The sequence below is a fragment of the Kitasatospora sp. NPDC036755 genome (assembly GCF_040636595.1).
Classification (GTDB): Bacteria; Actinomycetota; Actinomycetes; order Streptomycetales; family Streptomycetaceae; genus Kitasatospora.
In genome coordinates this window covers 1-12,450 of record NZ_JBEZUT010000267.1, presented here as the reverse complement: position 1 = coordinate 12,450, position 12,450 = coordinate 1, and the positions used below count along the sequence as shown (strand labels likewise).

Annotated in this window: 3 protein-coding genes and 1 pseudogene; 2 read left to right on the top strand and 2 right to left on the bottom strand. The window is 69.2% G+C overall.

Features of this window, described 5'->3' with window-relative positions:
• A pseudogene (locus AB0E96_RS30585) lies at nt 1-413 on the bottom strand (hypothetical protein); the annotation flags it as partial.
• Between the two features lie 401 nt (nt 414-814).
• Here AB0E96_RS30585 and AB0E96_RS30580 point away from each other — a divergent pair.
• Nucleotides 815-7,816: an RHS repeat-associated core domain-containing protein gene (locus AB0E96_RS30580; RefSeq protein WP_359829021.1), complete on the top strand. Its 7,002-nt coding sequence runs from the start codon at nt 815-817 to the stop codon at nt 7,814-7,816.
• Between the two features lie 110 nt (nt 7,817-7,926).
• Entirely contained in the window at nt 7,927-8,481 is a 555-nt protein-coding gene (locus AB0E96_RS30575) for a hypothetical protein (protein ID WP_359829020.1), read from the top strand.
• A gap of 213 nt (nt 8,482-8,694) precedes the next feature.
• Here the strand turns inward: AB0E96_RS30575 and AB0E96_RS30570 are convergent.
• The coding region (locus AB0E96_RS30570) for a LamG-like jellyroll fold domain-containing protein (protein WP_359829019.1) at nt 8,695-12,450 on the bottom strand (3,756 nt) is incomplete at its 5' end.

Genomic DNA, 12,450 nt, shown 5'->3' with positions numbered 1-12,450 from the left:
CCGTTCTGCTTCACCCGCTGCGGCTCGACGTGCTCGGTGCGGGAGAGGTGACCGGTCGGCGTCGCGAAGGTCTCGCTGACCTCGTCCGTCAACTCGGGGATCTGGACGCGCTTGCCGGTCTTCTTCGCCTCGGCGATGGCCTTCTCGGTCGGGTTGGTCGGCGGTACGTCGCCGGCCCGCTTGGCGTCGCCGTCGGCCATCCGCGCCGTGAGGTCCGGTGGCACCGGGGCGGGCTGGGCGTCCGCCGGAGTGGGCGGCACGGGCGGGGTGTCGGCGGCCGCGACGGGCGCGATCGAGGTCAGGGCCAGGGCGAGGCCGATCGCCGCAGCGACGACCGGTCGCGGCGGGCGTCCGGAGCGGCGCGCGCCGGCGCGGGCTCCAGGAGGAGCGGCAGGCATGGTGAGGTCCCCCATGAGTGATGTCCTGATCGGGTGTGACCAGGCGGGATCCAATTTCTGCAAAGGAAGTGTGCAGAGATGGTCAAAAACTACCGCTCGTGGTCAACGGGTCGTCAACTTCTGATTTTTGCAACCCTGTCCGCTTTGGCCCGACGGTTCCCGATTCGGAGCAACTGTGATGATCGTCACTGTCGCGTCGGGCCTGGTCTGACCTAGACCCGCGGCTTGCCCCCGCTTTACTCTCCGCCCGGATGTCGTTCGTTCTGCGTGTGCGGTCGAACATGACATGACGTGAGAAAAACAGGGGGGTAGGGATGTTGACGACACCTGTCCGCTTCCGCCGAGGGGCGGGACGGGAGGGGCCGCCTCCGAGGCGGCTGAAGTCGCGGTTGGCGGTGCTGAGCTCACTGGCCGTCATGGGTTCCCTGTTGTCCCCGTTGGTGCCGGCCTTCGCGGCGCCCTCGGGTGATGGCAAGGACAAGGTCTGGACGCCGCCGAACACGCCGGTGCAGCGGACCGCTTCGGTCCCTGGAAAGGCGGACAAGCCCCAGTCGGCGACGCCGCCGGCCGGCTCGCCGAACTGGGTGCCGCCGAAGGCGGTGCCGCAGCCGAAGCACGGCAAGGCCGTGGTGGTGCTCGACGCCGCGCCGGCGGTGGCCTCGAAGAGCGACGTGGCGCCGGACGGGCGGCAGCCCGCCGCGGGCGCCTCCCGGCAGGCCGGCGACCTGCCGGTGTGGCTGGCGCCGGTCGCCGGTGGCGCCGCACCGGCCGCGTCGGTGCAGGTGCAGGTCGCGGATCCGAAGGCCACTGCGGCGGCGGGCGTCCCGGGTGCGCTGGTCGCGCTCTCGCGTGCCGACGGCGCGGTGGAGGCCGGGAAGGTCCGGGTCGGGATCGACCTGGGCTCGATCGGCTTCGGCGGTGACTTTGCGCACCGCGCCCGGCTCGTGGTCCTGCCCGAGTGCGCGCTGACCACGCCGGACGCCGAGGGCTGCCGGACCGGTACGCCGGTCGCCGCGCAGTACGACGAGGCGGCGAAGCGGCTGGTCGCGGACGTCGAGCTGCCGGCCGCGAGCGCGGCCGGGCCGGGCCGGCGGTCCGAGGCGGCCTCGGCCGGAACCGTGGCGGCCGCGCCGCAGCTGCTGCTGGCGCCGACCGGTGCTCCCCAGAGCGGCACCGGGACGTACAGTGCCACCCCGCTCGCGCCCAGCCAGGCTTGGGCCGCGGGGAGTTCCTCCGGCTCGTTCACGTACTCCTACCCGATCGTGGTCCCGCCGGCCCTGGGCGGTACGCCGCCGTCGGTGTCGCTGGGCTACGACTCGGCGTCGGTGGACGGCAAGACGGCGTCGACGAACGCGCAGGCGTCGTGGATCGGCGACGGCTGGGACTTCGGCGCCGGCTACGTCGAGCGCGGCTACCGGGGCTGTGACAAGGCGGGCATTCCCGGCTCGGGTGACCAGTGCTGGGGTGGCGCGAACCTGACGTTGTCGCTGGGCGGCCACTCCGGTGAGCTGGTCCCGGACGACGAGTCCTGCGTCAAGGGTAGCGTCGGCGCCGACGAGCAGTCGAAGTGCACCTGGCGTCTGAAGCGGGACGACGGCACGAAGGTCGAGTTCCTGACCGGTGCCGACAACGGCACCTGGAACGGCGCGTACCTGAAGGTGACCGACACGACCTCGGGCACCGTCTTCTACTTCGGGCTCAACCGGCTCCCGGCGGCGAACGGCACTCCGGCCAAGGTCGGTCCGGAGAGCAGGTCGGCGTGGACGGTGCCGGTGTACTCGCCGAACGCGGGTGACCCGTGCTATGACGCGGCCAAGGGCAAGGGCTCCTGGTGCCAGATGGCGTGGCGCTGGAACCTGGACTACGTGGTCGACTCGCACGGCAACCTGACCACCTACTCCTACACGCCCGAGACCAACCGGTACGCGCGCGGTGGCGCGCAGAACGGCGGCAAGGGCGAGCTGACCCCGTACACCCGCGGTGGTGTGCTCGCCTCGATCGGCTACGGCCAGCTGCTGTCCGACCAGCTCGGGGCGAACGGCGCGTTCCAGCCCGCCGCGAAGATCGACTTCACCGTCGGTGAGCGCTGCAAGTCCGGCGCGGTCTGCGATCCGGCGCAGCGCACGGCGGCGAACGCGGCGAACTGGCCGGACGTCCCGTTGGACAAGCAGTGCCTGGAGAACAGCGCGTGCACCAACTACGGCCCGACCTACTGGTCGACGCTGTGGCTGAACTCCGTCACCACGTCGATCCGCTCCGGCGCCGGCTACCGTCCGGTGGACCAGTACGACTTTGTCCACGAGTTCAAGACGCCGCAGAACGCGACGGACAACGAGCCGATCGCCTGGCTGCGGTCGGTGAAGCGCACCGGCAAGGACACGGCCAACGGCCAGGCCCAGCAGGAGCTGCCGGAGGTGACCTTCACCGACGAGATGCTGAGGAACCGGGTCGACGGCCTGGTGCCGGCGCGTCCTCGCTACAACCGCCCGCGCATGGCGGTCATCACCACGGAGACCGGCGGCTCGATCCTGGTGTCGTACGTCAAGGACTCCTGTTCGCGCACGACGGGGGCCATGCCGGCCTCGGCGGACAACAACGACAGGAGCTGCTACCCGGTGAAGTGGTTCGACACCGGGGTGCAGGCCACGGTCGACGACTGGTTCCTGCGGTATCCGGTGGAGACGGTCACCGTCGACCCGAACGCCAAGCTGGTCACCGGCGCGGTGGCGACGACCACCTCGTACACCTACGGTCCGGCGGCCTGGCGCCGCAACGACAGCGCGCTGGTCGAGTCGGACTACCGCACCTGGGACCAGTTCCGCGGCTACGCCAGTGTCACCACGGTGACCGGCTCCGGCAAGGACGGGCCGCAGGCGAAGTCCACGACCAGCTACTACCAGGGCATGAACGGTGACATCAAGGCGAACGGGAGCGCCAAGGCGGCCTCCGTCGCCGGGGTGAAGAGCGGCAGCAGGACCGACGAGGAATGGTTGTCCGGCCAGGTCCTGGAGACGGACACCTACGCCGACGCCGCGGCGGACCGCGCATCGCCGCTCTCCTACACCGTCAACACCTACGAGCGAAGCGCCGGCCTGAAGCCGACCGCCACCCACAAGCGGCCGGGTCTCCCGGATCTGGTCGCCGGGTATCAGGCGACCACGATCACTTCTGCCACCACTTCCGTGACCACGACGGGATCGCGGACCTCGTCCGCGGTGACGAACAGGGACCCGGCGAAGGACAACCGGGTCACCACTTCGCTGAGTAGCGCTGACGCCACTCCGGACGTGTGTACTCGCACCCGGTACGCCGAATCCGAGAACCTGGCGATCACCGGACTGGTGTCCGAGGTGTACGTGGTCTCCGGGGTCAATGCCTGTACTGCGGAGGCGTCGTCCGCCAACACGGTGTCCGGCGTCCGCACGTTCTACGACGGCCAGGGCTTCGGCTACGCGGGCATCAAGGGCGAGGTCACAGGTGTCCAGGTGCTGGACCACTACGACGCCAATGGTGCGGCCCAGTACGTCACCACGGCGACTACCGCTTACGACGTCTATGGCCGGGTTGTCTCTGTGAGCGACCCGACCGTCCGAGACGGCGTCAACCCGGGTGGTGCCGTCACCACTACTGCCTACAGTTCTGCCGGCCCCGGTGAGCTGCCCAACCGCGTGGTCACCGGAACCCCGGCCCCGGAGGGTGCACCAGACGCCGGAGCCCGGCGCGAGAGTACCGTTACCTACAACCCGTCCCGTGGTCTCGCGCTCGAGACGACGGACGTCAACGCCCATACAGTCATCCAGTCCTATGACGGTGTGGGTCGGCTGAAGGCGGTCTGGACTCCAGGCCGTGACACGACGGCGGGTGCCAACTTCACCTTCGACTACGCGGTGAACGGCACCAAGTCCCCGTCTGTGATCACCAGTCGGACACTTCGGGCGGGCGGCAAAAGCTATGGAGCCTCCGTCCAGATCCTGGACGGTTTGGGCCGAGTCGTGCAGACTCAGGGCGATCCGGCGGTCTCCTCGTACCACGGCCGTCTGGTCGCGGACACGTTCTACGACTCGCAGGGGAGGGTCAACCGGAAGTACAACAGCTACTACGAGGACACCACCACTCCGAACACCACCCGGTGGATCCCCGACGGCGCGAAGGTGCCGAGCGTGAGCGTGATCCAGTTCGACGGCCTGGGGCGTGCGGTGAGCACCCAGTTCGTGGCCCTGGGCACGCCGCAGACCACGACCACCACGGCGTACCCGGGGGCGGACCGCACCGACGTGTCGCCGCCGACCGGCGCGACCGCCACCAGCACCGTCACCGACGCCCGAGGCCGTACCACCCAGTTGTGGCAGTACCGGACGCCGACAGCGACGGGGAATTCGGCTGACGCCGATGTCTCCACCTACACCTACACCCCGGGCGGCCAGACGGCCTCGCGCGCCGATACCGCAGGGAACAGCTGGAGCTACGTTTACGACCAGCGTGGTCGCCAAGTCAGGGCCGACGATCCGGAGACCGGCGTCTCGACCCGTACCTACGACGGCGCGGGCCGGTTGGCCACCACCACGGACGGACGTGGTCAGACCGTCGCTTTCACGTACGACCTGCTGGGCCGCAAGACCGGCACCTTCAACGGCACCGTCGACCCGGCGAACCAGTTGACCGGGTTCACTTACGACACCGTGGCCAAGGGGCAGGCGAGTTCTTCTACGCGCTACGTCGGTGGCGCCGGGGGCGCGGCCTACAGCAAGTCCGTGAGTCAGTTCGATGCCGCCTACCGGCCGACGAAGAGCACGGTGTCCATTCCGGGCAGTGAGATCGGCAAGACCGGTCAGGCGACCTTCGACTACACGGCGGCGTACGACCCGATCAGTGGCTCCATCATGGCGGACGGGCGTGCTGCGGCGGGTGATCTGGCGCAGGAGTCGGTCAACTACACCTACGAGTCCTACGGTGAGCTGAACGACGTCAGTGGGGCCGGTTACACGTATCTGCGGCAGGCGGACTGGGACGCCTACGGGCGCAACATCCGTACCACGATGAACCCGTGGGGTACGCAGATCGTCGCGACGAACACGTACGACGAGCCGACCGGGCGTCTGCTGACCCAGTACGTCGACAAGCAGACCGCCACCACCGGCACCGTCCAGAACACCACCTACGCGTACGACCCGGCGGGTCAGATCACCGCGATCCGGACGATCCCGAACAACACCCCGGCCGCGACCGACCTGCAGTGCTTCACCCACGACTACCTGGGCCGGATCACCTCGGCCTGGTCGGACACGGGGAAGCTGAACCAGCCGACGCCGTCCCTGGCCGGTCAGGGAGCCTGCGCCAACGCGACGCCGACCAGCGGCGCGGTCGCCCCGGCGAAGACCACGGTCGGCGGCAGCGCGGCGTACTGGCAGGACTACACCTACGACGCGGTCGGCAACCGCACCAAGCTGGTCACGCACAACCCGACCGGCGACACCTCGAAGGACCTGACGATCGACCAGACCTTCCCGGCGCCGGGCAGCCGCAACACGCCGACCACCGCGGCCGGCACGGGCGGCGGCACCGGCGGTCCGCACGCGCCCACGACGGTGAAGTCCACCTTCCCCAACAACGGCAGCACTCCCGGCGCCAACCAGTACGACGCGGCCGGGAACACCACGAAGACCACCAACCCGGGCGCCAACAAGACCCTGGGTGCGGGCTTCGTGCTCAACCCCGGCGAGTCGGTGCGCTCCAACTCCGTCCAGCTGACCATGCAGACCGACGGCAACCTCGTACTGACCTCGCTGCGCACCGGCCTGGTGACCTGGTCGACCAACACCGCGAACCACCCGGGCGCGTGGGCGACCATGCAGGACGACGGCAACTTCGTGGTCTACGACCCGCAGCGCGTCCCGCTCTGGTCCTCGCAGTCGTGGATCGGGCCGAACAGCAAGTACTTCGCGGTCGTCCAGGACGACGGCAAGTTCATGGTGTACGCGCCGGGCTGGGTGCCCAAGTGGGACTCCAAGACCTGGAACCCCGTCGACGCGGCCAACGGCGCGGAGCTGACCTGGGACGCCGAGGGCAAGCTCGCTTCGATCAAGCAGGGCAGCTCCACCACCAGCTACGTCTACGACGCGGACGGCAACCAGCTGGTCCGCCGCAACCCGGGCAAGGTCACGGTCAACCTCGGCGGCGGCGACGAGCTCGTCTACGACACCGGCAGCAGGACCAGCACCGGCACCCGCTACTACACCCTCCCCGGCGGCGTCACCCTGGTCCGCCAGGGCCCGACCAAGCTCACCTACCAGTTCACCGACCACCACAACACCGGCACGCTCTCCATCGACTCGGCCACCACCGACGAGACCCGCCGCTGGACCGACCCCTTCGGCGTCCTGCGCGGCTCCGGCGCGACCAACTCCTGGGCCGGCGACAAGGGCTACGTCGGCGGCCTCAAGGACGACGCCACCGGCTTCACCAACCTCGGCGCCCGCCAGTACCAGCCGAGCACCGGCCGCTTCCTCAGCCCCGACCCGGTTCTGGCGGTGGCCGATCCACAGCAGTGGAACGCGTATGTGTACTCACACAACGATCCGCTGAACCGGTCCGACGGCACGGGGCTGTACGACCCTGATGTCCGCTGCCTGACGAGGCCCGACAGTCGAGACTGCCAGGCCATGTACGCCCCTGTCTCAACGCCCGATCCGAACGACGACAAGTACCGCATCGGCTCCCCGGCGGAACCCAACGTCGACTTCGGGGACGACTTCCCGTACGACCCCTCGGTCAAAGCGACGAACAGTGACAAGGCGAACTACGCCCAATGGCGCATGAAGGGCATTGCGGCACAGGTGTGCGGCAAGACGGGATGGAAGGGCTGCGATGGCTTCCAGAAGAACGCCTCTACCTTTGAGGACAGCGGCGACGCCTACATGCACTACATGGACGGGTCCGGGAGTGACTACATGGTGAACTTCGGGAAAGCGTACGAAGACGACGAGAACATACGTCAGCTGGTGGACGACGAGGTCGAATCGGCGCAGCGCTGGGCGGAGAAGATCGCGCTGAAGACGGGGCGCAAGGCCTTCAGCATGACGGGAGACGCTGTCACTGCAGCCGGGAAGCATCTCTATCCGGCGACGGAGAACTGGCAGAAGGCCCTTGGTGACTTCCACCTGTGGGGCAGTGCCGATGTCGCAGTGGAGGGGAACAAGGTGACGATGAAGCTCACTGTCCACGTGCTGGATCGGTATGACTTCAACCTGAAGGCGAAGGACATCGGCACCGGGACTCCGGACTCGGTGAACGGAAGGTTCGCGACCCTCGGTCTGGCGAAGCCCTACATGACCCGCGGTGGCCTGGAGACGACGGTCTCGTGGACGATCGGGGCGACCGGGTCGAAGAGCGGCGGAGGGAACGGCGTGGAGCACAGGTGACGTGCCGGTTCGGGTCGGCCGGAGGCCCGAGGCTTTCGGCCGACCCGAACTTCTCCGATTCGACCGGTACTTCATCAGCCAGTTACAGATGATCAAGGGACAACGATCTTATGAAGCGCATGATGGCGAGTCGGCGGCGTGGGGCTGCGACCGGGGTGCTGATGTCGGTTCCCGCCGCGTTGTTGCTTGCCACGGGCTGCGGAGCCGGCTCGAAGACGGCAGCCACCGAGCAGGGTGTGGACCGCCGGCCCACTGCCGTCGCCACGACTCCGGCGCAGGTGCGGACGGACCTCGAACCGCTGACGCGCCGTTTCCCGCAGTTGGGTTCGCTGTCGGCGGCGATGTGGGTCGACCGGGTGCTGACGCAGAACTCCGTGACGTGGGTACCCGGGCCGACCGACGTGAGTGTGCAGGGGGTGGCGCAGGTCGAGCCGGCGACGCTGGCGGAGATCACGGGGAAGGGGACGTGGGAGGAGGTCTCCATCGGTTGCGGCGTCCCGCAGGAGATCGCCGCCGAGGTGGGCGACCCGACCAGGTGGCTCCACAGCAGGGCCTTCGACGAGTCGGTCACCCGGACCCAGTACTCGGGGAGCTTCTACTTCGACAGGCAGGCCAGTCGGGTCTACTTCTGTACGGTCAACCCGAAGATCAGGGAGGAGAGTTGAGCGGCTGCGGGCTTGGGTGAGCGGGAGCAGCCGAGCGGGTTTCCGGTACGGACCTCGTACTGGCCGGCGCCGCCCCTGCCGGGGCTCACGGGTGATAGACGACCTCCGGGAAGGCCGTCGACGGGCCGTCGAGGAGGTTGCCGCAGGGCGGCCCCCCACCGAACGCGCAGGGCGCTCGGCGAGGGGCCGCGATGGTATCCGGCCTCCGGGGGATTACACGCCCGCGGGGGTCTCGTTGTCGAGGATCCAGTGCTGGTTCGCCTGGATCCCGCACGGCCGGACGGCCAGTGCGGTGGTGTTCTGAGTGTTGGACGCGGGCAGGTCCAGGCACCTGTTCGACGCCGGGTTGTAGAGCGTGCCGTCGTAGCGGCGGATCCAGGTCTGGGCGCCGGAGTTGCTGCACGGCTGCGAGACGACCGGGGTGCCGTCGATGACGTTGGCGTCCCGGGTGCCCAGGCAGAGGCCGTTCGGCACGGTCTTGAGCTGGTTGTCCCGGGTGGTGGTGAAGTGCTGCTTGTCACCGTTCCAGCAGTCGTAGATCACCACCGGCGAGCCCGCGGTGCTGCCCCAGTTGTCCAGGCACTTGTGCTTGTCGACCGCACTGCGGATGTGGACGATGGACTGCGACGTGGCGACGGTGTTCACCTGGGGGTCGGTCAGCGCGTACGGGTAGACCCGGACGTCGCCGATCGCGCCGTTGACGTAGTCGCCGGCGGCGCCGTTGTTGTACGTGGCGCCGCCGATGTTGAGACTGCCCGCCGGGGGCTTCCACGCGGTTCCCACCTTGGTGGAGCCGACGGCCAGGCCGTTGACGTACAGGGTGGCCATGCCGTTCGCGGCGTTGTAGGTACCGGTCAGGTGGGTCCACTGGCCGATCGTCGCGGTGGTGACGGCATTGCGGTCGTACGCGGCGTACCAGTCGGTCGCGTTGTCGCCGTTCGGCAGGACGAAGGCCCAGTTCTTGAAGACCGTCGAGTACTGCAGGAAGAACGGGCTGTTGTTGTCGCCGGTGAGCGAGACCGCTGTCTGGTACTTGTCGGTGTTGTTGATCTTCACCCAGGCCGAGACGCTGTAGCTCTGGGTGGTGTCCAACCCCGGGGTGTTGGAACCGGAGTTGACCGGTGCGGTGGTGCGGTAGAGCGTCGCGCCGTCGAATGCGGTCGCCTTGTCCGCCGCGCGGTTGTGGTCGGTGGTGAGTGCGGCCCCGGCGGGGTAGGCGGCCTTGGGATCGCCGCCGTTCTTGTACAGGGTGTTGGTGCTGCTGCTGTCACCGGTGCCGTCGAGCGCCCACCACTGGGGGGCGACCGAGATGTTCCCGATCGGGGTGGAACCGGTCAGCCAGGTGTAGCCGGCCGACGGGGTGCCGGGGGTGGTGGGCTGGCCCCACCAGATCTCCAGGGTCCCGTCGGTCTTCCGGGCCCAGAGGCCGGGGTTGTCGTTGCCGGTGAGGTCGCCGTCCGAGCCGATGACCGGGTAGGTGTCGGTGGAGACCCAGCCGATCCGGGTGCCGCCCGGCAGCATCTGGGTCAGCGTCGGGACGAGCAGCGGCTTGCCGTTGCTGTCGTTGATGGGAACGCCCTGGTTGTCGATCGCGAGGACCGTCCCGGTGGCAAAGGTGTAGGCGAGGATGTCGTCCTTGGGCCCGTCGGCGGCGGCCGCGAGGTTGCGGGCCCACAGGCCCGGGTGGCCCTGCTTGGCCCAGTCGCCTGGGGTGATCAGCTCCTTGTTCTTCCACCCGGACGCGGCCAGCCGGACGGGCTTGCCCAGGGTGTTGGCGTTGGTGGCCGGGTAGTACCACAGGGCCGCGTCGGCACCGTTGTCGGTGCTCTCGATGGTGAGCAGGCCGGTCTTGTTCTTGAAGCCCAGCTTGGGGTCGAGGTCGGTGGAGACCGGGTCGCCGAGGGCGGCGATGCGCAGCGTGCCGGACCAGTCGGCGGCGTTGTAGCCGGCCGCCGTCAGCCAGGAGCAGTCCTCGGTGGAGGTCTTCACGCACTTCGGCTTGGCGATCGGCACGGACTTGTCGATCCGACCGTAGACACCGGTGTTCCCGGGGTTCGGGTAGAGCTTGAGCTCCGGGTCACCGGGCGCGTGGGCGAACACGTCGTCGATGTTGTTGCCGCCGGTGAGCGTGCCGCGGTGGGCGATCTGGATGTTGTTCCAGCCCTTGCCGCCGGGCGCGTCGGCCGGGGTCGCGACGGCCGCCACGGCCGGGGTGCGGACCTTCGAGTTGCCCGGCGCGTTGTAGGCGCGCAGGTAGCCGGCCTGGTCGGGCTGCAGGATGTCGGGGGCACCGTCGCCGGTGACGTCACCGAAGACCGGCGGCGGGCCGTCCGGGTTCCACGGCACGTAGAAGGCGTACTGCGCGACCGGCGAGACGTTGCGCGCGTTGTCCATCACCTGCATGTACAGGATGTTGGTGCCCCAGCGGGAGAGCGTGACGGGGAAGCCGTCACTGATGCCGCCGCCGCAGTACCAGCCGTCCCCGGCGAACTGCGGGTCCCAGGACCAGCGCGCGCAGACCACACCGGAGGCGTTGCCGCCCGGGGACGGGTCGGCCGCGGTGTACGGCACCAGGCCCTGCTGGCCCACGTGCTTCCTGGTCACCTGGCCGTTGCCGGACGGCGGGAGCTTGTAGTCGAGCTCGGTCTCCGGCAGCAGGGAGTTGACGTCCGGCACGGAGAGGGTCGGCGGGGTCAGGTCGACACCGAAGCGGCAGGGCGGGCTCCCGGCGGAGCGCTGGACCAGCCCGTCGCTGGCCATCACGTCCCAGCCGTACACGTGGCCGTCCTGGAGCAGGCCCTGCTTGACCTGGAACGCGGCCGTGCCGCCGTTGGCCACCTCGGGGGTCTGACCGCTGTCGGCCCGGTTGGTGTCGGCGTAGTCCCAGATGCCCATCCAGCCGTAGAGCGACTGCTGGACCGGGCTGCTGACCGTCGCGTTCAGGGTGACGGAGCCGTTGAAGCCCGACGCGGAGTTCATCCAGCCCATCGTGCCGTTGCCGCAGCCCTGGTTGTTCGCCCACGGCACGGCCGTGGTGGGCGCGGGCGAGGCGAAGGTGCCGGTCGGGACGTTGGGGACGCGGTCGTACTCGATCTCGACGGCCGGGTTGTAGCCGAGCCGCTTGAACGCGGCCATGTTGGACTCGTCGCGGGCGAACACCCCGAAGGTGAGGGTGTCCAGGGAGGTGCCGTAGGAGCGGTAGACCCCGGTCACGTCGTAGTTGAACTGGTACTCGCCGCCGCAGCCCGGCTGACCGGCACCCGGGACCGAGGCCTCGCCGAGCCGGCCGCCCTGGTTCACGGGCGGGTTGCTCCAGGTGGTCTGGTCGCTGATCGGGCTGGTGAGGTAGAGGTCGAGGGTGTACTTGTTGGTGCAGGAGAAGTCCGAGGACTCGTGCTCCCACACCGACATGGTCGCGCGGTTGATGATCGCGCCCCGGTACCAGTGGGTGTCGAACTGGAAGTACGAGCGCTCGATGCCCTTGTCGACCCGGTAGCCCTGGTAGCCGACACCGGGACGCGCGTACTGGTCCCCGCCGGCGGTGGTCCGACCGATGTTGGCCTTGCCCGGGTAGGCGGCCTGGGTCCAGGTCCAGTTGTTGGCCACGTTGCGGTCGGGGATCCAGGCCGGGTCGATGAACCAGGGGCCCTGGCCCTTGCCGAGCACCGCGTCGTCGGTGGTCAGCTCGACCGCGTCGGCCGTGACGGTGGTCGACATGGTGGCGACCTTCGCGCCGTCGCCCGGCCCCTCGGCGGTGCTGCGCGCCTCGGTCCGCGCCTTCGGGGCGTCGCCCGCCGCACCGCTCAGCGCGGGGGCCGACTTGGCGGCCGCCACCGGAGCGGCGGCCGAGCTGTCCCACATCTGCGGGCTGGGGGCGTGCCAGCGGGACGTGCCGTCGGCGGTGGTGGCGGTGAGGTTGCCGGCCTCGTCGGCCCGGACGGACACGCCCTTGCCCCGGGTGCCGAAGCG